Origin of the sequence: Nocardia aobensis NBRC 100429 (assembly GCF_000308375.1) — a bacterium.
In the GTDB taxonomy this organism is placed as follows: domain Bacteria; phylum Actinomycetota; class Actinomycetes; order Mycobacteriales; family Mycobacteriaceae; genus Nocardia; species Nocardia aobensis.
Window position 1 is genome coordinate 1 of the sequence record NZ_BAFQ01000044.1, and the last position, 21,302, is coordinate 21,302.

General features: G+C 68.3%; 17 protein-coding genes. 9 read left to right on the plus strand and 8 right to left on the minus strand.

What is annotated here, in order from left to right; all coding sequences use genetic code 11:
* From RJ03_RS05620 to RJ03_RS05630, 3 genes are all read right to left on the minus strand, one after another.
* On the minus strand, positions 1-596 hold a 596-nt coding region (locus tag RJ03_RS05620), incomplete at its 3' end, for an urea amidolyase associated protein UAAP2 (protein WP_036498481.1).
* Positions 593-1,342 (minus strand): DUF1989 domain-containing protein, encoded by a 750-nt coding sequence (locus RJ03_RS05625; protein ID WP_036498482.1) that lies wholly within the window; start codon positions 1,340-1,342, stop codon positions 593-595. The genes RJ03_RS05625 and RJ03_RS05620, both read right to left, overlap by 4 nt.
* Positions 1,343-1,376: 34 nt before the next feature.
* Complete coding sequence (locus tag RJ03_RS05630) at positions 1,377-2,900, minus strand: amino acid permease (RefSeq protein ID WP_036498484.1); 1,524 nt, start codon at positions 2,898-2,900, stop codon at positions 1,377-1,379.
* A 219-nt stretch (positions 2,901-3,119) separates the two neighbouring features.
* Between RJ03_RS05630 and RJ03_RS05635 the strand changes: the two genes are divergently transcribed.
* Positions 3,120-3,788 carry a TetR/AcrR family transcriptional regulator gene (locus tag RJ03_RS05635; RefSeq protein WP_036498544.1) on the plus strand — a complete coding sequence of 223 codons (669 nt, stop codon included), beginning with the start codon at positions 3,120-3,122 and terminating at the stop codon, positions 3,786-3,788.
* A gap of 5 nt (positions 3,789-3,793) precedes the next feature.
* Here RJ03_RS05635 and RJ03_RS05640 read toward each other — a convergent pair whose 3' ends face one another.
* Complete coding sequence (locus RJ03_RS05640) at positions 3,794-4,447, minus strand: HNH endonuclease family protein (protein WP_245552192.1); 654 nt, start codon at positions 4,445-4,447, stop codon at positions 3,794-3,796.
* Positions 4,448-4,732: 285 nt separating this feature from the next.
* Between RJ03_RS05640 and RJ03_RS05645 the strand changes: the two genes are divergently transcribed.
* Genes RJ03_RS05645 through RJ03_RS05655 form a run of 3 tightly spaced genes read left to right on the plus strand, consistent with a single transcriptional unit; the run spans position 4,733 to position 9,166 of the window.
* Positions 4,733-7,591 carry a DEAD/DEAH box helicase gene (locus tag RJ03_RS05645; RefSeq protein ID WP_174372264.1) on the plus strand — a complete coding sequence of 953 codons (2,859 nt, stop codon included), beginning with the start codon at positions 4,733-4,735 and terminating at the stop codon, positions 7,589-7,591.
* A complete protein-coding gene (locus tag RJ03_RS05650; protein ID WP_036498490.1) occupies positions 7,588-8,376 on the plus strand; it encodes an SWIM zinc finger family protein in 789 nt (262 codons plus the stop codon). The genes RJ03_RS05645 and RJ03_RS05650 overlap by 4 nt, the downstream gene beginning before the upstream one ends.
* A 16-nt stretch (positions 8,377-8,392) precedes the next feature.
* On the plus strand, positions 8,393-9,166 hold the full coding sequence (locus RJ03_RS05655) for a helical backbone metal receptor (protein ID WP_036498491.1): 774 nt from the start codon (positions 8,393-8,395) through the stop codon (positions 9,164-9,166).
* On the opposite strand, the gene RJ03_RS05660 is transcribed toward RJ03_RS05655, so the two are convergent.
* Both RJ03_RS05660 and RJ03_RS05665 read right to left on the minus strand, forming a co-directional pair.
* Positions 9,139-10,653 (minus strand): flavin-containing monooxygenase, encoded by a 1,515-nt coding sequence (locus RJ03_RS05660; RefSeq protein ID WP_036498492.1) that lies wholly within the window; start codon positions 10,651-10,653, stop codon positions 9,139-9,141. The genes RJ03_RS05655 and RJ03_RS05660 overlap by 28 nt on opposite strands.
* A gap of 95 nt (positions 10,654-10,748) precedes the next feature.
* The gene (locus RJ03_RS05665) at positions 10,749-11,378 is read right to left on the minus strand and encodes a TetR/AcrR family transcriptional regulator (protein ID WP_036498493.1); all 630 of its coding nucleotides are present in this window, start codon (positions 11,376-11,378) and stop codon (positions 10,749-10,751) included.
* Positions 11,379-11,481: 103 nt separating this feature from the next.
* Here RJ03_RS05665 and RJ03_RS05670 point away from each other — a divergent pair, with 103 nt between their 5' ends.
* Positions 11,482-11,886 carry a Dabb family protein gene (locus RJ03_RS05670; protein ID WP_036498495.1) on the plus strand — a complete coding sequence of 135 codons (405 nt, stop codon included), beginning with the start codon at positions 11,482-11,484 and terminating at the stop codon, positions 11,884-11,886.
* 63 nt (positions 11,887-11,949) lie between these two features.
* Here RJ03_RS05670 and RJ03_RS05675 read toward each other — a convergent pair whose 3' ends face one another.
* Both RJ03_RS05675 and icmF read right to left on the minus strand, forming a co-directional pair.
* Positions 11,950-13,035: an amidohydrolase family protein gene (locus tag RJ03_RS05675; RefSeq protein WP_036498497.1), complete on the minus strand. Its 1,086-nt coding sequence runs from the start codon at positions 13,033-13,035 to the stop codon at positions 11,950-11,952.
* Between the two features lie 84 nt (positions 13,036-13,119).
* The gene (gene icmF / locus RJ03_RS05680) at positions 13,120-16,383 is read right to left on the minus strand and encodes a fused isobutyryl-CoA mutase/GTPase IcmF (RefSeq protein WP_036498545.1); all 3,264 of its coding nucleotides are present in this window, start codon (positions 16,381-16,383) and stop codon (positions 13,120-13,122) included.
* A 218-nt stretch (positions 16,384-16,601) separates the two neighbouring features.
* Between icmF and RJ03_RS05685 the strand changes: the two genes are divergently transcribed.
* Genes RJ03_RS05685 through mmsB form a run of 4 tightly spaced genes read left to right on the plus strand, consistent with a single transcriptional unit; the run spans position 16,602 to position 21,286 of the window.
* On the plus strand, positions 16,602-18,122 hold the full coding sequence (locus RJ03_RS05685; protein WP_036498547.1) for a CoA-acylating methylmalonate-semialdehyde dehydrogenase: 1,521 nt from the start codon (positions 16,602-16,604) through the stop codon (positions 18,120-18,122).
* A 4-nt stretch (positions 18,123-18,126) separates the two neighbouring features.
* Entirely contained in the window at positions 18,127-19,266 is a 1,140-nt protein-coding gene (locus RJ03_RS05690; RefSeq protein WP_036498499.1) for an acyl-CoA dehydrogenase family protein, read from the plus strand.
* Positions 19,267-19,289: 23 nt separating this feature from the next.
* The gene (locus RJ03_RS05695; protein WP_036498501.1) at positions 19,290-20,372 is read left to right on the plus strand and encodes an enoyl-CoA hydratase/isomerase family protein; all 1,083 of its coding nucleotides are present in this window, start codon (positions 19,290-19,292) and stop codon (positions 20,370-20,372) included.
* Positions 20,372-21,286 carry a 3-hydroxyisobutyrate dehydrogenase gene (mmsB, locus tag RJ03_RS05700; RefSeq protein WP_036498504.1) on the plus strand — a complete coding sequence of 305 codons (915 nt, stop codon included), beginning with the start codon at positions 20,372-20,374 and terminating at the stop codon, positions 21,284-21,286. Before RJ03_RS05695 ends, mmsB begins: the two co-directional genes overlap by 1 nt.
* Positions 21,287-21,302 lie beyond the last annotated feature (16 nt).

Genomic DNA, 21,302 nt, shown 5'->3' on the forward strand with positions numbered 1-21,302 from the left:
GGCGTCGGATCGAATCCGTTGCAGGGGTTGTTGATCTGCGGGCAGTTGGAGATCAGGACGAGTGTGTCGATCTCGGCACGCAACGTCACCGACTTACCCGGTGCGGAGAGCCCGTCGACGATGCCGAGGGTCCCGTCGGCCTCGACCGGAACGTTCATGAACCAGTTGATGTTCGAGACCAGATCGCGTTTGCCCAGGCCCCAGCGCAACGCCTCGGTGAGGAAGTTCTCCACGCAGGCGTGCTGATGGCGGGTGTGGTGACCGTAGCGCAGGGTGTTGGATTCCTGCGAGCACGCGCCGGCGATGGTGTCGTGATTGCCGACCTCGTCGGCGACCACGGTCATCAGTGCCGTCCCCGATTCGGCACGGAGCACGCTGCCGGTGGTCAGGAAGATGTTGCGCTGGGCGGCGACGGTCGCCTGGGCACTGTAGCGGTCGGTGTGATCGGCGGCCGAATAGAGCAGGCAGTCCACCGCCTGGTTGCCGTACAGGTCGACGATCTGCCACTGCTGACCCGCCCGGACCACGGTCGACCACGGTGCGCAGGCGGCCACGGTCTCGTCCAGGACGACAGTGCGTTCGGTAACGGTGGTCATGCGATCGCCTCCGGATCGTGTGCGGCCAGCCAGGCCTGTTCGGTGTTCTCCACGGCCCGGCGATATTCCGGCTCGGTGCCGGCGTCGTGGGGCTCCGCGGCGCCCCGCCAGGCGACGACGTCCAGCGCCGTGGCGGGCCGGTCGTCGAGTGGATGGGTGCCGTTGGCGATGAGGACGGTCAGCGGCAGGTGGATCAGCAGTTCGACCGAGCGGCCCGGACCGGCGCTGCCGGTGGCGGTGAGGGCGCCGTCCGCGCCGACGCGCACTCCGCGGAACAGCGCGATCGACGGACCGATATCGCGCGGTGTGAGACCGTGTTTCGCGCCCGCGACCCGCAGTGCCTGTCGTACCCGCGGTGTCGGTCCGCACAACGTGTCGTGGTGGCCGGACGTGTCGGCGACGATCGTGGCGAGCACGCGCCCCTGATCCGACAGCAGCGGATGGCCCGGGCCCGGATAGGCCTGCCACGGCACCTTGACGGTGTCCGCGACGTTCAACCGTTCCCACGGCGCCTCGGCCCGCAGGAGCAGCAGGTGGGCGCCGGCCGCGCCGTCCGGATCGGCCAGCCGGAGCCGGGTACCGCGGGCGAGTACCGCGGTGGTGTAGCCGTTGCCCGGAACACGTTGGGCGAAGGTGACTTTCGCCGGATCGAGGCTTTCGGGCAGATCGGGACCGGCGACGGTCGCGGCCGCGGCTTGCGCTCGCGCGTGGTCGCGGGCGCCGACGGTGGAGGCGGTTGCGGACATGATGTCTCCTCGCAGAGTCGGATGGGAATGTCGCTCAGGCGGGTTGCGGTGCGGGCCGGGCTTCGGCGGCCGCGGCGCGCGGGGTGACGATGCGGTGCACCACCGCGCCCACCGCGACGGTCAGGAGCAGGAACAGCGGTGCGGCCCAGAGCATCCACCAGCCGCCGCCGGCCGGCGTGTACACCTCCGCGCGCGGCCAGGCCAGATTCACCGCCATCGCGATGCCCCACACCACCGCCGCGACGTTCACCGCGATCCCGTAGCGGCCCAGCGAGAACAGGCCGGGTTCGGCGGCGGGCAGCCCGCGCAGCCGCCGGATCAGCAGCGGGACGGTGACCAGCAGATATGCCACGTACAGCGTCACGATGCACACGCTGGCCAGCGTCGCGAACAGCGCGGCGTTGCCGAGGTTCACCACCAGCAGCGCCACGGCGAGCACGCCGATGATCACCGCGGGCAGGACCGGGGTGCCGAAGCGCGGATGCACGGCGGCCAGTCGCGACGCGAACGGCAGACGGCCGTCGCGGGCCATCGAGAAGATCAGTCGCGAACCCGCGGTCTGAATGGCCAAGGTGCACACCGTGATCGCCACCGCGACACAGCACAGCAGCACGGTGCCGGCCGGACTGTCGAGTTTGGCGGTGATCACGTAGGCCAGTCCGTCCGTGGCCAGGTGGCCGTCGCTGATGCTGGGTGCGGCCATCAAGGCCCCCAGCAGGAGCAGGCCGCCGCCGAGGGCGGAGGCGGCGAGCGCCAGCAGGATGGTGCGCGGCGCGACCCGGCGCGGATTCTTCGTCTCCTCGGAAAGCTCTCCGGCGGAATCGAATCCGACCATCACATAGGCGGCCATCAAACCGGAGACCAGGAACGCCGCCCAGTACGGGCCGGGCGCCGCCTGGTCGGTCTGCAGCACCACATCGGCGCCGCGTTCGGTATGGGTGAAGAACAGGGCGATGACGGCGAGCACGCCCACGATCTCGACGGTGACGCCGATCGAATTGATCCGAGCCATCAGATCGATGCCGATCACATTGATCACCGTGGTGATCACCAGCAGCACGCTGCCCAGCAGGACCGCGTTCGCCGCGCCGTCGGTGGAGGTGAGCGCGGTATCGGTGCCGACCAGTTGGAAACCGCTCCAGATCGAGGGCAGCACGACCTGCAGCGCGATGGCGGCCGCGGCGGCGGTGACGATCTGCGCGATGATCATCATCCAGCCCGCGAACCAGCCCACCACCTCACCCGCGAGCCGGCGCGACCACTGGTAGATGCAGCCCGAAATGGGATAGCGCGCGGCGAGTTCCGCGAAATTCAGCGCGACGAGGAACTGGCCGGCGAACACGATCGGCCAGGTCCAGAAGAACGCGCCGCCGCCGAATCCGTAACCGAATCCGAAGAATTGGAAGATGGTGGTGAGGATCGAGACGAAGGAGAATCCCGCGGCGAACGAGGCGTAGCGGCCGAGTTTGCGATGCAGTACCGGCTGATATCCGAAGCGTTCGAGATCGGCGCTGTCACCGGTCGGGGATTGGGAGGGTGGATCGAGTGCAATGGCCATGGGGCGGTCCTTCGGCGTGGCGGCCAATATCTATCAGGTGACAGTTTTGCGGGCCGGATCGCGCTTTCGGTGACGGCTGTGTATCGCTTGCGGTAACCCGCGTAACGTCTGCGTTGCCGGTATTTCTGTCGAGTGACAGATATTTCACAACCGCAGGTGGGACGCGGTGCGCGGCCCTGTGCCGGTCCGCAGGTGCGGGGACGGTGGCAGGATGAGGCGGTGACACACCTGGGGCCGGGCCGTCCTCGCGTCGACCAACGCAGCCGTCGCGGGCGGACGCCGCGCGCCGAGATCCTCGACGCCGCAGCGGAATTGTTCACGGCCAACGGCTACGGCAGCACATCCACCCGCGGTATCGCCGACGCGGTGGGTATCCGGCAGGCCTCGCTCTACCACCACTTCGCAGCCAAGGACGACATCCTGGACGCGCTGCTCGCCGAAACCATCACCGGCGCATTGGAATTGGCCGAGCGGTTGCGTGCCGAACCCGAGCCGGCGGCGGTCCGGTTGTACGCCCTGGCCCGCGCCGACGTGCGCCAGCTGTGCGCCGCCAAGTGGAATCTCGGTGCCCTGTATCTGCTGCCCGAACTGCGCAGCGACCGATTCGCCGACTTCCGGAGCCGCCGCGCCCGGTTGCGCCGCCACTACGAGGAGCTCGCGGCGGCGGCGATCGAGACCGCACCCACCGGCGTCCCCGGCGCCCACGTGCTGCCTTTCCGAATGGTGGAGACGGTCATCAACATTCGCTCCGACGAGGGCGGCGCACCCGATTACGCGGAAACCACCATCCCCGACGCCGCGCTGCGCCTGCTGGGCGTCACCGACGACCCGGCCGTGCTGCGCGCCGCCGCCGAGCAGCTACTGCGGCGACTCGACGCTGGCGCATAGCCGCCTCAGGGACATCGCCCGGCGATCCGAGCCAGCGCGGTGTGGTCGGCTGCGGTGATCGGCAGCCGGTACTGCGCCGCCGTGGTGAGGTACTTTCCGGCGTAGAAGCAGTGATAGGCCCCGGCGGGTGGCAGCCAGTCCGCGGGTGTGCGATCGCCTTTGTCCATATTGGCCGGGCCGTCGACGGCCAGCAGGTTGAATTCGATGTCGTTGGCGAAGCGCGCCCGCTGTTCGGGCGACCAGGCCGCCGCACCCATATCCCAGGCGGCGGCCAGCGGATAGACGTGGTCGATCTGCACCTCCCGGGCCCGCGCCTTGTCGAAGGTGATCGAGCGGCCGGTGTACGGATCTCGCAGTGTGCCCGCGAGCACCACGCAGTCGCGGGTACCCGGCCGAAATCTCACCTCGCGCAACTGCCGGGCCAGCACGCCGTTGCGCGAATCGCATCCGTCGTGCCCACCCGGCCCGTCCTGATCGTCCGACCACGCCGGCCCGAACACACATCCGTGCCCTGCCCCGCAGTCCCGGTCGTACCCGCCCGGATGCGGCCGCCGCGCCACCACGGCCACCGAGCCCAGCAACTGCTCGATCCGAGCCCGGCTCGGACTCCCCGGCGCGGGGTCGGGCCCGCCGACGATCCCGCACGCCGTCATAGCCATGACCACGACAACCACCGCTGCCCACCCCGCCCGACGTCCCCACCGCATATCCCAGATCTACCTGCCGCGCCCGACAACATCGGTGCCGAAGGACCTGCACGGGGTGCGTTCGTGCGATACGCCTGGATCGGATGGCACCGCGGCCGCGTGACCGCCTCCGTCGCGTCGGCCACGACGACACCGGGGGCACGCGCATCGCCCTGCCGCTGTGTGGACCCGCGCGCGGTCGCACCCCACCACCGGCCACGACCTGGTGTGTCGGTGGCGGCTGATTGGATGGAGGGCATGCTGCACGGTTTGTGGTCGCCGGGGTCGGGGTTGGTGCTGTGGCGCCTGCCCGAGTCGGTGGCACGACCGGACGGGGAGGCATTCGGCGAGCTGCCCGATCCGCTGGGGGCGATCGCGCGGTCGGCGCGGTTCCGGCATCGGGTGCGGGTGCTGGTGCCCGGGGGGACCGGACCGGAAGTGGTCGAGGTGCGCGGGCATGCCTTGGCGCCGGAGGTGGCCGCCCGGGTACTCACCCAGGCCCTGCCGGAGACGGCGGTGGCGGCGGATCTGCGTTTTCTCGCCCATGTGGCCCGCGGACTGCGGCGGTGGGTGCGAGCCGGGCGGATCGTGCCCGAACTGCATCGCGCCGACGGCGAGTGGTGGGTGCGGTGGCGGCTGGTGGGCGGGCAACGGCAGCGGGCCTGGCTGGCCGAACTGGCGGCCGCGATGCCCCCCGCGCTGCGGGTGCCGGATGCCCGGTCCGCGGCCTCGATCCTCGAGGACTTCGTCACCGAACTCGCCGACCCGCTCGTCCGGCTCGAGCTGAGCGTCCGGGAACCGTCGCATCCGCTGACGGCCGCGCTGGTCGCGGAGGTCCCGCTGGAATCGGGATCGCATCGGGTGGCCTCGGTGCTCGAGGAGTGGCGCGCGAGTCTCACCGTCGGCGAGCCGGAACTGGTCCTGCGCCTGCTCGAACCGGACGACGATCCCGACGACGATCCGCAGGCGGTCGACGCCCTGTGGCGGCTGGAAGTCTGCCTCCGGTCGGAAGGCGAAGCGCCGCAACCGGTTCCGATCCAGGGCGACCCGGCGCTGATCCGGCTCGCCGGGGAGAAGGTGGCCGCCGCGGTCCAGGCCTACCCGCGGCTGCAGCAGGTCCCGCGCGACCCGTACGGGATGGATTTCCTGCTCCCGACGCCGGTCGTGCAGGAGTTGGTCGCCCACGGTGCGCACGAATTGCGTTCGGCGGGTGTGCATCTGATGCTGCCCCGGGCGTGGCGCATCGTCTCGCCGAGTATGCGGTTGCGGGTACAGTCCCCGGCCGCCACCGACACCGCTGTCGGACTCAGCGGATTGGTCTCCTATCGCTGGGAACTGGCCTTGGGGGATACGGTCCTCACACCGGCGGAGATGGGCCGGCTGATCCAGGCCAAATCGGATCTGGTGCGGTTGCGCGGCCACTGGGTGCAGGCCGATCAGCGCAGCCTGGCCGCGGCCGCCGCCTATCTGGAGGGCAAGGTCGACGAACGTCCGGCGACACTGACGCAGCTGCTCGGCGAGATCGCGGCCACCCAGGTGCGCCAGGTTCCGATCGAGGAGGTCACCGCGACCGGCTGGGTCCGGGAACTGTTCGACGGTGTCCACTCCGGCGACCCGGTCGATCCGCCCGCCGGCCTGAAGGCGCAGCTGCGTCCCTACCAGCTGCGCGGCCTGTCGTGGCTCGCGACGATGAACCGTCTCGGCTGCGGCGCCATCCTCGCCGACGATATGGGCCTCGGCAAGACGGTGCAGGTGCTCGCGTTGCTGTTGCACGAGAACGAGAGTGCCGCAACGGATTCCGTTCCGGGGCCGACCCTGCTGGTGTGCCCGATGTCGGTGGTGGGCAACTGGCAGCGCGAAACCGAGCGCTTCGCCCCGGGATTGCGGGTGCTGGTCCACCACGGTTCGTCGCGCCGCTCCGGCGCGGAATTCGATGCGGCCGTGGCCGATTCCGATCTGGTGCTGACCACCTACGCGCTGCTGGCGCGCGATGTGGAGGAGTTGAAGCGCCAGCCCTGGGAACGCGTCGTTCTGGACGAGGCGCAGCACATCAAGAACGCCGCCACCCGCCAGGCCCGCGCCGCCCGCGCGATCCCGGCCCGGCATCGGCTGGCGCTGACCGGAACTCCGGTGGAGAACAGGCTCGAGGAACTGCGGTCGATCCTCGATTTCGCGGCGCCGAACGTGCTGGGCAAGCCGTCGGAATTTCACGCGCGCTTCGCGGTGCCGATCGAACGCGAACACGACGAGAACGCGGTCAGCCGCCTGCGCGCCGTCACCGCGCCGTTCGTGCTGCGCCGGGTGAAAACCGATCCCTCGGTCATCTCGGATCTGCCGGAGAAGTTCGAGATGACGGTGCGCGCCAACCTCACCGTCGAACAGGCCGCGCTGTACCAGGCGGTCGTCGACGACATGCTCGCGCAGCTGAAGGCCTCGCGCGCCACCGGTTCCGGCGTGGTGAACATGGCTCGCCGGGGTGCGGTCCTGGCCGCGCTCACCCGGCTCAAACAGGTGTGCAACCATCCCGCGCACTTCCTCGGCGACGGGTCGGCGCTGCTGCGGCGGGGACGCCACCGCTCCGGCAAGCTGGCCCTGGTCGAGGATGTGCTCGAATCGGTACTGGCCGAAGGGGAGCGGGCACTGCTGTTCACCCAGTTCCGCGAATTCGGTGATCTGATCACCCCGTATCTGAGCGAGCGGTTCGGCACCGCGATCCCGTTCCTGCACGGCGGCGTCGCCAAGAAGCGCCGCGACGGGATGGTGGAGCGCTTCGCCCAGGCCGACGGACCGCCGATCATGGTGTTGTCGCTGAAGGCGGGCGGTACGGGACTCAATCTCACCGCCGCCAATCATGTGGTGCACCTGGATCGCTGGTGGAATCCGGCGGTGGAGAACCAGGCCACCGACCGCGCCTTCCGCATCGGCCAGCGCCGCGATGTGCAGGTGCGCAAACTGGTCTGTGTCGACACCATCGAGGAGCGCATCGACGATATGCTCACCGGCAAACAGGAATTGGCGAATCTCACCGTCGGCACCGGGGAGAACTGGATCACCGAACTGAGTACCGACGAATTGCGCGACCTGTTCATGCTCGGCGCCGAGGCGGTGGGTGAATGAGTCCGGCGCCCGAGTATCCGGTTCCCGATTTCAGCGTCTACGGCAAGCGCCGCCCGGTACGCGGCGGCGTCGAACCTCGCAGCCGCCGTGGGTCTTTCGCGCGATCCTGGTGGGGCCGGGCCTTCCTCGAAGCCGTGGAGCAGGTCGCCGACGCCGGCCGGCTCTCCCGGGGGCGCACCTACGCCCGCTCCGGACAGGTCGTCAACTACCACATAGAGCCCGGCGCGGTGGCCGCCGAGGTGCAGGGCAGTCAACCGCGGCCGTTCACCTCCGTGCTGACACTGCGGGTGTTGCGTGACGACCGGTTGGCGGAGCTGGTCGGGCAGGTCCGCGGCACACCCGGCATGCTCGCCCAGCTCGCCTCCGGCGCCCTGCCACAGGAGCTGGGCCCGCTGTTGTTGCCCGATACCGCCGCCGAACTCGATTTCTCCTGCACCTGCCCGGACGACGGCTGGCCCTGTAAACACGTCGCCGCGCTGTGCTACATCGTGGCCGAACGCCTCGACGAGTCCCCGGCGATCATGCTGACCCTGCGCGGCCTCGACCTCGACACCCTGATTCGCGGAGTGCAGGAGGACAGCGGCCCGACCGTCTCCGACGACATCTACGGCGAGAACGTGGTCCTGCCCGACCTGCCGGCGCCGCAGTTCCGCGCGGCGATCGAGGACCTCGATCCGATTCCCCTGCGGCAGGCGTTGCGGATGACCAGTGAGGACGAATCGGTCGCCGAGGCCGGTATGCGGGAACTACGCGCCCTCTACCGGGCCCTCGAGAGCTCCGGCTAGCCCATATGCTGGCGTAGTGCCCGAAGATCCCGTCGACGATCTGGATGCCGCGGTGGCACTGCGGCGTCCGGTGCGCCGGGTGGTGTCGCTGGTCCCGTCGCTGACCGAAGCCATCGCGGTGACCCGCCCGGAGTTGCTGCTCGCCGCGACCGACTGGTGCACCCACCCGCCGGAGCTGGCGGTGGAACGGGTGCGGGGGACGAAGAACCCGAATCTGCGCCGGATCGCCGAACTGGCGCCGGATCTGGTGGTGTGCAATCAAGAGGAGAACCGCCGCCTCGATGTCGAGCGAATGCGCGAGGCGGGAATTCCGGTGTGGGTCACCCGGATTCGCACCGTCGACGAGGCCTTCACCTCGATGACGCGGCTGTTCGGCATCGCCCTGGACGGTGCGGTGCCGTCCTGGCTTACCCGGGCCCGCGCGGTCTGGTCCGAGCCCGCGCCGACCCCGCCTATCGATGCGGTGATCCCGATCTGGCGCAAGCCGTGGATGGTGGTCGGCCGCGACACCTTCACCGCGGACCTCGCCGGTCGCCTCGGTCTGAACCTGGTCCACGCGAGGGGAGCGGAGCGCTATCCCACGGTGACGGAATCCGAACTGGTGCAGGGCGTTCGGCTGGCGGTGCTACCGGACGAGCCGTATGTCTTCACCCCCACCGACGGTCCGGAGGCGTTCGCGGGCATCCCGGTCGCCCTGGTGAGCGGCCGCGACCTCACCTGGTACGGCCCGTCGCTGGTCGAGGCGCGCGAGCGGCTGACCGCTCAGCTGGCCCGCGTGGTCGGCAGCTGAGCCGGGACCTGTTCGAAGGTGTAGTCGCCCAGATCGAAATGGGTTGCGCGCCAAGCTGCTTCGACGGTACTCATCGGTTTCAGGGGCACATCGCCGTGCCTGTCGAAGTAGTAGCTGTTCGAGACCGCGCAGCTGTCCTGCCAGAAGACCTGTCCGCCGCGGCGTTCCAGCATCTCCCGGAAGTACCGCTCGTTGGCCGCCGCGGTGACCTCGATGCGGTGGGCGCGCTTGCCGCGCGCATGCCGTAGCAACCGCAGGATGTGGGAGGTCTGCATCTCGATCAGCGTGAAATACGACGAGCCGTTGTATCCGTAGGGTCCGATGATCGAGAAGAAGTTGGGAAAGCCCGGCACACTGACGCCCTCGTAGGCCTGCAGGCGGTTCTCGTCCCACCACTTCTCGAGGTCACGGCCGCCGACCCCGGTCATGTCGAAGGTCGGCATATTGCCCGATTCCATGACCTTGAAGCCGGTCGCGAGGATCAGCACGTCGGCCGGATATTCGTTGCCGGCCGCCGTGCGCACGCCGGTGGGGGTGATCTCGGCGATCGGATCGGTTTCCAGCGACACGTTGTCGCGGTTGAAGGTCGGCAGGTAGTCGTTGGAGAAACCCGGCCGCTTACATCCGAGCGCATACCGCGGAGTGAGTTTGTCCCGGACCACCGGATCGTGCACCTGGCGCCGCAGATGGGCCAGTCCGGAGCGCTCGCCGAGTTTGGCCAGGGGCAGATTCGAATAGTAGTGCGCCGACAGCGGGAAGGTCAGTTCGACGAACGCCTGGCTCGCAAGACGCGAAATCGCCTGTCCGCCGGGCAGATACCGCAGCGCCCAGCGGGCGGGTGTGGGCAGCGCGGTGTCCGGCCGCGGCAGGCACCAGATCGGCGTGCGCTGGAAGACCGTCAGCTCGGCGACATCCGGAGCGATCGCGGGAATGACCTGCACGGCCGACGCCCCGGTTCCGATGATCGCCACGCGCTTGCCGTGCAGGTCACGGTCGTGGTCCCAGCGCGAGGTGTGCATGGTGAGACCCGAAAACGATTCCACGCCAGGGATATCCGGTAGCTTCGGCCGGGTCAGCACACCGGTCGCGCCGATGACGTAGCGCGCGGTCAGGGTTTCCCCATCGCCGGTGCGCAGCGTCCACACGGAGGCGTCCTCGTCGAATTCCGCGGTGGTGATCGTGGTGCTGAACCGGATGCGCGGTCGCAGCCCGTATTTGTCCACGCAGTGTTCGGCGTAGTCCTTCAGTTCGCGCCCGGGTGCGTAGATGCGCGACCACCGCGAACTCTGCTCGAACGAATATTGATAACTGAACGAGGGGATGTCCACGGCGATGCCGGGATAGGTGTTCCAATGCCAGGTGCCGCCCACGCCGTCGGCGTCGTCGACGATCAGGAAGTCCCGGAAACCGGCCTTCCGCAAGGCGATCGCCACCCCGATACCGGAAAATCCGGCGCCGACGATGATCACTTCGTGGTCGATGGCCATGACTGCTCCCGTGCCGTCCTCGGCCAGGGCACCTGACTGGCCGCACCTGCCACCAATTAACCGCGCGGTGGCCGGGATGTCAACGCCCGGCCGTCTCAGGCCGGACCGTAGGCCCGCAGAAAGGCATCGGCGGCGGCGTCGGCGATCTCGTCCAGTTCGGCCGGTTCCACTGCGCGGGTGCCCAGCCGGGAACGCGCCTCGAGCGGTCCGGTCAGGAGCGCGAGGAAATGTTCGGCGGCGAGTTCGGGATCGCATCGGCGCAGCCCGCCCGAGAGCGCCAGCCGCGCGAACCGGTCGGCCAGGGTCTGCGCCAGGCGCAGCGAGGTGCGTTCCTGCACGGTCAGCACCAGGTCGGGAAAGGTGCCCAGCTCGGCATAGGCCAACGCGCGCAAGGCATGCGACCGCGGTCCGGCGCAGATGTGCACGAGTGCGCGCGCGGTGGCGGTGAGCGCCGGACCCGGGTCGCCGTCGACGGCCCGCAGTGTCTCCACCGCGGCGAGGCATTGCGCGCCGACCTGGTCGGCGGCCGCCTCGACCGTGCTGCGGAACAGTGTTTCCTTATCGCTGAGGTGGTTGTAGACGGTGGGTTTGGCGACCCCCGCCTCGTCCGCGATCTCCTGGACGCAGGCGCGGCCGTAACCGCGCCGGGCGAAGACGTCGAATGCGACGTCCAGGATCGCCTGGCGCTTGTCGATGCGTCCCCGCGCGGCCGGTGCCTTCGTCACCTTCGCATCGTACGTCCAATCCGATGGACTCCCCGGTCAGCTCTTGTGGACTACCCAATTAGTTCATTAGATTGGACTAGCCAGTTCAAATCAGGAGGTACGGATGATCATCCACACGCTGCGCTTCGCCTTCCGGCCCGAAACGTCCGAGGCGGACCGAGAGCGCGTGCTGACCACCATGCGCCGGACCGCGTCGGTCGAATCGGTCTCGTTCGCGGCGGTCGGGCAGGCGCTACTGACCGACCCGGAGGCCGGGTACACCCACGCCTACACCGTCGGCATCGCGGATCTGGCGGCCCTGGAGCGGTACATGCACGATCCGGTCCATCTCGCCGGTGACCCGGAAATCATTCCGCACCTGGCGAAGCTGCATATCGGCCCCGACGTGTCCGACGATCCGGACCCGGAGTTGGAGGCGAAGATCCTGGCCGTCAACGACCGCAAACTCGCCATGTACCCGGAGTGGAAGGAACTGATGGCGACGATTCCCGAACTGCGCTTCGGCTGAGACCGCCACCGCCGCCGCGCACGAAATCGACTGGGATACAGTGCAAGTGGGGTGCCACCGTGTTCAGGCCAGCAGTTCCGCGTCGATGCCGTAGGTGCGCTGGGCGTTCGTGCGGAAGACCTGCTCGAGTTCCTCGGCGCTGCCGTCACGGTCGGCCAGGACGTCGATCACCGCCTGCGCGCCGTTGGCGATACTCGTAATCGGTTTGTCCACAGGGTAATTCGAACCCCAGATGAGACGCTGGGCGCCGAAGACGTCGAAGGCGTGGTGCAGCAGCGGCGCGGTGCGGTCCAGCAGTTCGGAGACCGTGGTCGGAATTCCCCGGACCGGCACCGGGTGGCCGAGGATCGGCATGGCCAGCCCGCTGACCTTGGCCATCACATTGGGATGTGTCGCGAGCGTGGCGATATCGTCGCGCCACTGCACGAACAGTTCGCGGCGCCGGCCCGGTTGGGTGCCGGTGTTCTTGCCGACCGGGCCGAAGATTCCGGCCGGCGTGCCGAGATGGTTGAGCACGATCGTCACCTCGGGATAGCGCCGGGCCAGGGCGGTGACCTGCGGGAGCTGATGCGAATAGACCCACGCCTCGAACGACAGCCCACGTTCGGCCAGGACCGCGAAGCCGTCGAGGAAGGCCGACTCGGTCAGTGCGCCCTCGGCCCGGCAGAACGATCGCACCCCGGGATCCGGATGATGGGCGACCATGGTGCGGATACCGCGGAACAGCGGTGACGCGGACTGATGCTTGTCGATGAGCTCGGCGAATCCGGGCGCCGCCGGATCACCGCTGCCGATGATCGCGCCCAGGGCCGGAGTGTCCACACCGAAGGGCAGGCTGGCCACCCAGCGCGTCTCGTCGGCCTTGGCGTCCGGTGCCCGCCCCGCCCATTCCACCTCGATGTGCACCAGCGCCTCCACCGGCACCGCGCCCAGATCCTCTCGGTAATCCGCGGGCAGATACGGCCGCAGATACGCATCGGGAATTCCGACGAAATCGCGGTCCCGTTTGGGAGCCAGCCGTGCGGCCTTGTCGACCGGCACCGGCACGAACCGGAACAGCTTCGCCAGCATGCTGAAATCCCGCGGGGTGTTCAGCGGATCCCATTGATGGATATGTGCGTCCACAACGCTGATACCGGCGAGGTCCATGGCGCCCTTCCGTCGCGTTCGACTGTCCGCTCTCCGGCATTGTCACACGCCCGCACACACCGGCGGGCCACATCCGAACCCTTGTCACACATTGCGGCGGTATTGCCCGCCGACGGTGAAGAAACAGTCGGTGATCTGCTGCAGAGTGCATACCCGCGCGGCGTCCATCAGCACGTCGAAGACATTGTCGTCGCCGCGTGCGGCGGCCTCGAGCCGGGCCAGCGCCGCCTGCGCCGGCTCGCGGTGCGCGGTGACGAATTCCTCGGTGCGCCGCAGCTGCGATTGTTTCTCGGCCTCGGTGCCGCGGGCCAGCTCCAGCACCTGATGGGTTTCGCCGTTCGGATTGCGGAACGTGTTCACTCCGATGATGGGCAGCGTCCCGTCGTGTTTGCGGTGTTCGTAGCGCATCGATTCGTCCTGGATGCGCCCACGCTGATAGCCGGTCTCCATCGCGCCCAGCACCCCGCCGCGTTCGCTGATCCGCTCGAATTCGGCGAGCACCGCCTCCTCCACCAGATCGGTCAGCTCGTCGATCACGAAACTGCCCTGCAGCGGATTCTCGTTCATCGCCAGGCCCCATTCCTTGTTGATGATCAACTGGATGGCCAGGGCGCGTCGCACCGATTCCTCGGTGGGGGTGGTCACCGCCTCGTCGTAGGCATTGGTGTGCAGGCTGTTGCAGTTGTCGTAGATGGCGATCAGGGCCTGCAGGGTGGTGCGGATGTCGTTGAAGTTCATTTCCTGGGCGTGCAGCGACCGCCCGGAGGTCTGGATGTGGTACTTCAACTTCTGCGAGCGATCGTCGGCGCCGTATTTGTCGCGCATGGTGACCGCCCAGATCCGCCGGGCCACCCGCCCGATCACCGAATACTCCGGATCCATGCCGTTGGAGAAGAAGAACGACAGATTCGGCGCGAATTCATCGATGGCCATGCCGCGCGCCAGATAGGCCTCGACATAGGTGAATCCGTTGGCCAGCGTGAACGCCAGCTGACTGATCGGATTCGCGCCGGCCTCGGCGATGTGATAGCCGGAAATAGACACCGAGTAGAAATTGCGCACGCCGTTGCGGACGAACCATTCCTGGATATCGGCCATCATGCGCAGGCTGAATTCGGTGGAGAAGATGCAGGTGTTCTGCCCCTGATCCTCCTTGAGGATATCGGCCTGCACGGTGCCCCGGACCGTGGCGAGGGTGCGGGCACGCAGGCCGGCCGCTTCGTCGCCGCTCGGTTCGCGGCCGTTGTCCTCCCGAAAGCGCTGCAGCGCTTGATCTATCGCGGTATTGAGGAAGAAGGCCAGAATCGTCGGCGCCGGACCGTTGATGGTCATCGAGACCGAGGTGCTCGGCGCGCTGAGGTCGAACCCGTCGTAGAGGGCCTTCATATCGTCGACGGTGGCGATGGAAACGCCCGAGGTGCCGACCTTTCCGTAGATATCGGGACGCGGGGCCGGATCGTGGCCGTAGAGCGTCACCGAGTCGAACGCGGTCGAGAGGCGTTTGGCCTCGGCATGTTCGGAGAGCACCTTGAATCGCCGGTTCGTGCGGAACGGATCGCCCTCACCGGCGAACATGCGGGCCGGATCCTCGTTGTCGCGCTTGAACGCGAACACGCCGCCGGTGAACGGGAATCGGCCCGGCAGATTCTCCGCTCGCAGGAAGCGCAGCAGCTCGCCGTGGTCGGTGAAGCGCGGCAACGCCACGCGCGGGATCGAGTTGTCCGACAACGTGGTTCGTCGCAGCGGAGTGCGAATCTCGCGGTCGCGGACGCGGACCACCTGTTCCTCGCCGCGATACGACTCCACGGTGGCGGGCCAATCCCGCAGCAGCGCAGCCGATTCCGGCGTGAGATCCTCGTTCGCCCGTGCGAGCAATCCGGACAACGTTCGCTGCGCGGCCGAAAGATCGTCCGCCGCAGCGATTTCGGTGTCGACGGCGCCATCGGTCGCCCCCAGTTCCGCCAGCACCTGTTCGAAGCGCTGCACCCGCTGCGCCGCGACCACCTGCCGTCGCGTCTCGGCATGGTAATCGCGGACGGTCTCGGCGATCTCGGCCAGATACCGTACTCGTCCCGGCGGGATGATCTGCGCGAAGCGGGTGGAGGCCCGGGTGTCGACCCGCGGCAGTACCCCGGTCTCCAGCGGCAGACCGCGCGCACCGAGCAGCCCGGCCAGATGCTGATAGAGCGCGGTCACCCCGTCGTCGTTGAATGTCGCCGCGCTGGTGCCGAATACCGGCATGTCCTCCGGCGCCGACCCGAACGCCTCCCGGTTGCGCACGAGCTGGCGCGAGACGTCCCGGAGGGCGTCCTCGGCGCCGCGGCGCTCGAACTTGTTGATGGCCACCACATCGGCGAAATCGAGCATGTCGATCTTCTCTAGCTGCGAGGCGGCGCCGAACTCCGGCGTCATCACATACATCGAGATGTCGACGTGGTCGATGATCGCGGCGTCACCCTGGCCGATACCCGGCGTTTCGAGAATCACCAGATCGAATCCGGCCGCCTTGCAGGCCAGGATCATCGCGTCGATATTGGTCGGCAATTCGTGCGCGCCGCGGGTGGCCAGCGACCGGAAGTAGATGTGTTCGCTGTCGAGCGAGTTCATCCGGATGCGGTCACCCAGCAGTGCGCCGCCGCCGCGGCGCCGGGTCGGGTCCACGGCGAGAATCGCCACCCGCAGTTTGTCCTGCTGATCGGTGCGCAACCGCCGCACGAGTTCGTCTGTGAGCGAGGACTTTCCGGATCCGCCGGTGCCGGTGATGCCGAGCACCGGCACGGTCCGGCCGGCGGCCGCGGCCCGCAGTTCGTCCAGATGCGCGGCGGGCAGCGCATCGGCCTGCAGGCAGGTCATGGTGCGCGCCAACGCATATCGTTCACCGGCGAGAACCGCCTCGATCGCGGCCGGTTCGGTCGACAGATCCACGTCGCAGGCGCGGACGAGTTCGTTGATCATGCCGGGCAGGCCCAGGCGCTGGCCGTCCTCGGGGGAGAAGATGCGCACTCCCGCCGCCGCCAGCCGTTCGATCTCCTCCGCGACGATCACGCCGCCGCCACCGCCGAAGATCTCGACGTGGCCGGCCCCCGCCTCCCGCAGCGCGCTCGCCAGATATTCGAAGTATTCGACGTGCCCGCCCTGATACGAACTGACGGCCACACCCTGCACGTCCTCGGTCAGCACCGCGTCGACCACCTCGTGGACCGCGCGGTTGTGCCCGAGATGGATCACCTCGGCCCCCTGCGACTGGAGGATGCGTCGCATGATGTTGATCGCCGCATCATGGCCGTCGAACAGGGCCGCGGAGGTGACGAAACGTACGGGATGGACCGGAACGTGCAGGTCGGCCATGTAATCCTCCACCAGAGGCCGGCGCGGGACCGCCGGGCACCTACGCTTGGCGTCCCGATAGTAGGACGTCAAATCAACTGTACTGTGACGCGGACCACGGCGCCATTGGTGGCATAAATCACATGACTTCCGATACTTGGATGTCCAACTATAGGATGGCCGCATACTGCCTCGGCTCCGGCGTGGGAGGCATCGACCGCATCGAGAACAGGACTGGCATGGTTCGCGAACTGACTCATTTCATCGGCGGGCAGCGGGTGCCCGGGACCTCCGGTAACTTCGGCGACGTCTACGACCCCAGCACCGGGCAGGTGCAGGCGCGGGTGCCGCTGGCGAGCGTGTCCGAGGTCGAGGGCGCGATCGCGAATGCGGCCGAGGCGCAGCGCACGTGGGCCGCGTTCAATCCGCAGAAGCGGGCCCGGGTGCTGATGAAGTTCGTCGCCCTGGTCCAGGACGAGATGGATTCGCTGGCCGCGTTGCTGTCCAGCGAGCACGGCAAGACCATCCCGGACGCCAAGGGCGATATCCAGCGCGGACTCGAGGTGATCGAATTCGCGATCGGCATCCCGCACCTGCTCAAGGGGGAGTACACCGAGAGCGCGGGCACCGGGATCGACGTGTACTCGATGCGGCAGCCGCTCGGAGTGGTCGTCGGCATCACCCCCTTCAACTTCCCGGCCATGATTCCGCTGTGGAAGGCCGGACCGGCGCTGGCCTGCGGTAACGCCTTCGTGCTCAAGCCGTCCGAGCGTGACCCCTCGGTGCCGCTGCGGCTGGCCGAACTGTTCCTCGAGGCCGGGCTGCCGGCCGGTGTGTTCAACGTCGTCAACGGTGACAAGCTGGCGGTCGACACACTGCTGAACGACGAGCGGATCAAGGCCGTGGGCTTCGTCGGCTCCACCCCGATCGCGCAGTACATCTACGAAACCGCCACCGCGAACGGCAAGCGCGCCCAGTGCTTCGGCGGCGCCAAGAACCACGCGATCGTCATGCCGGACGCCGATCTCGACGATGTCGCCGATCAGCTGATCGGCGCCGGCTACGGCTCGGCGGGGGAACGCTGCATGGCCATCTCGGTGGCGGTGCCGGTCGGTGCGGAGACCGCGGATCGGTTGCGCGCCAAGCTGGTCGAGCGCATCGGCAAGCTGAACGTGGGCCGCTCCGACGATCCGGGCGCGGACTTCGGGCCGCTGGTCGGCCGCGACGGTGTGGACCGGGTGAACAACTACGTCCAGATCGGTGTCGACGAGGGTGCGGAACTCGTGGTCGACGGCCGGGGGCTCGAGGTGGCGGGCGCCGAGGACGGATTCTTCGTCGGCGCAACACTTTTCGACCGCGTCACCCCGCAGATGCGGATCTACCGGGAGGAGATCTTCGGTCCGGTGGTCGCGATCGTGCGCGCCGCCGATTACGAGGAGGCGCTGCGGTTGCCGAGCGAACACGAATTCGGCAACGGCGTCGCGATCTTCACCCGTGACGGTGACACCGCCCGCGATTTCGCCGCGCGCGTGCAGGTCGGCATGGTCGGCGTCAACGTCCCGATTCCGGTGCCGATCGCGTATCACACCTTCGGCGGCTGGAAGGCGTCCGGCTTCGGCGACCTGAACCAGCACGGTCCCGATTCGATCCGCTTCTACACCAAGACCAAGACGGTCACCCAGCGCTGGCCCCAGGGCCTGCGGACCGCGCCGGCCGCGGACGCGGGTGCCGATCACTTCGTCATCCCGACGATGGACTGACCCGATGTTCGTACTCGACGAGGACGAACAGGCGATCGTGGACACCGCGCGCGGCTTCGCCGACGAGTTGCTCGCCCCGAACGCCTTGGAATGGGACGAGCACAAGCACTTTCCGATCGATGTGCTGCGCAAGGCCGGCTCGCTCGGCATGGGCGGCATCTACGTCGGTGAGGATGTCGGCGGTTCCGGATTGCGCCGCGTCGACGCGGTGCGGATCTTCGAACAGCTCGCCACCGGATGCCCGGCGATCGCGGCCTACATCTCCATCCACAACATGGCCGCGTGGATGATCGACAGCTACGGCACCGAGGCCCAGCGCAATCGGTGGCTACCCGGGCTGACCTCGATGGATCTGCTGGGCAGTTACGCGCTCACCGAACCGGGAGTCGGCTCGGACGCGGCGGCCCTGAGCACCAGGGCCGTTCGCGACGGCGACGACTATCTGCTCACCGGCGTCAAGCAGTTCATCTCGGGCGCGGGCAGCACCGATGTGTACGTGCTGATGGCGCGGACCGACGATGCCGGTTCGCGCGGCATCTCGGCCTTCATCGTGCCCGCGGATACGCCCGGACTCTCCTTCGGCGCCAACGAGAAGAAGATGGGCTGGAACGCGCAGCCGACCCGGCAGGTCATCCTCGACGACGCCCGGGTGCCGGCGGCGAATCTGCTCGGCGGCGAGGGCAACGGCTTCCGGATCGCGATGAACGGCCTCAACGGTGGCCGGCTCAACATCGCGGCCTGCTCCCTCGGCGGCGGCCAGACCGCGCTGGACCGGACCGTGGCGTATATGGCCCAGCGCACGGCATTCGGGGCCCGGCTGCTCGACAACGCGGCACTGCAGTTCGACCTGGCCGATATGCGCACCTCACTGGAGGCGGCGCGGACCCTGCTGTGGCGGGCCGCGGCCGCGCTCGACGCGGATGCCGCCGACAAGGTGGAGCTGTGCGCGATGGCCAAGCGCTTCGGCACCGATGCCGGATTCGAGGTGGCCAACAAGGCACTGCAACTACACGGCGGCTACGGCTATCTGGCCGAGTACGGAATCGAGAAGATCGTGCGCGACCTGCGCGTGCACCAGATTCTCGAGGGAACCAACGAGATCATGCGGGTCGTGGTGGCCCGCTCGGTGGTCGGCGCGGCATGAGCGGATACAGCGTAAGGAATCACATGACCGAAGCAGAAGTATTGTTCGACAAGCGCGACGGCGTCGGCCTGATCACGCTCAACCGGCCCAAGGCCATCAACGCGCTCAATCACCCGATGGCGCAGGCGATTCTGTCCGCCCTGCGCGAGTGGGCCGACGACGACGAGGTTCGCACGGTGGTGCTGACCGGCGCCGGGGAACGCGGACTGTGTGCGGGCGGCGATATCGTCGCGATTCACACCGACGCGAAGAATGCTGTGGCGCACGGTGTTTCGCGTCGCGACAGCGCCGATTCGCCGAGCGGCCGGTTCTGGCGCGACGAGTACATCCTCAACGCGCTGATCGGCAACTATCCGAAACCGTATGTGGCCGTGATGGACGGCATCGTGATGGGCGGCGGTGTGGGGCTGTCCGCGCACGGCAATCGCCGCATCGTGACCGAGCGGTCGATGGTCGGCATGCCCGAGACCGGCATCGGCTTCATTCCCGATGTGGGCGGCACCTATCTGCTGGCGCGCACACCGGGTGAGCTGGGTACCCATGTCGCCCTGACCACGGCTCGCATGGGCGCCGGTGATGCGATCGCGGCCGGATTCGCCGACCACTTCGTTCCCGCCGAACGCATTCCGGATCTGCTGGCACAGCTGCGGCGCACCGATGCCGACGCCGCGATCGCCGCCGTCGCGCAGCCCGCGCCGGTGTCGGATCTCGCCGCGCAGCGGTCGTGGATCGATGCCTGCTACAGCGCCGACACGGTGGAGGAGATCGTCGCGCGGCTGCAGCGTCACGATGCCCCCGAGGCCGCCAAGGCCGCAGGCGATCTGCTGGCGAAATCGCCGGTGGCGCTGAAGGTTACGTTGCGGTCCCTGCGCAACGCCCGGCGGGCGGCGAACCTGGAACAGGCGCTCGACGCGGAGTATCGGGTCTCGGTGGCCGCGCTGACCACCCACGACCTGGTGGAGGGCATCCGCGCCCAGGTGGTCGACAAGGACCGCAATCCGCAGTGGGCGCCCGCCACCCTCGCCGAGGTGTCGGATGCGCTGGTGGACAGCTATTTCGCCGATCTGGGCGACCGGGAACTCGGACTGAGCGGAGCACAGGAGTGATGAGCGTGACGAAGGTGGCCTTCCTGGGCCTCGGGCATATGGGCGGCCCGATGGCGGCGAATCTGGTGCGTGCCGGATATCAGGTGCTGGCCTACGACCCCGTACCGGCCGCGCAGGAACAGGCCCGCGCCGACGGGGTGGAGGTCTTCGACACCGCCGCGGCGGCCGTGACGGAAGCCGAGATCGTCATCACCATGCTGCCCAACGGCCGCATCGTGCTCGACGTCTACGACGCGGTGCTGCCGTCCGCCAAACCCGGCACCCTGTTCATCGACTGCTCCACCATCGACGTCGCCGACGCCAAGCGCGCGGCGGAAGTCGCTGTGGCAGCGGGACATCGGGCCCTGGACGCACCGGTGTCCGGCGGCGTCGGCGGTGCCACCGCCGGCACGTTGACCTTCATGGTCGGCGGCGAGACCGAGGACTTCGCCGCGGCGCAGCCGGTGCTGGACGTGATGGGCGGCAAGGTCGTGCACTGCGGCGGCGCGGGCGTGGGGCAGGCCGCGAAGATCTGCAACAACATGATGCTGGGCATCTCGATGATCGGGCTGTCCGAGGCGATCGTGCTGGGCGAGAAGCTGGGCCTGACCCACGACAAGTTCTACGACGTGGTCTCCACCGCCTCGGGCCAATGCTGGTCGCTGACCACCTACTGTCCCGTGCCCGGCCCGGTGCCGACCAGCCCCGCCAACAACGAATACCGGCCCGGATTCGCCACCGCGCTGATGAACAAGGACCTCGGCCTGGCCGCGAAGGCGCTGCGCGACAACGATGTCGAGGGACGGTTCGGTCTGCTGGCGGCCGAGATCTACGAGCAGTTCAACCGGTCGGCGGGGGACCTGGACTTCTCCGCTATCGTCACCGATATTCGTCGCCGTTCCGGCGCGGAGCCGGGCCAGGATTCCGGCGAGTAGCCGAGAAAGGGAAACA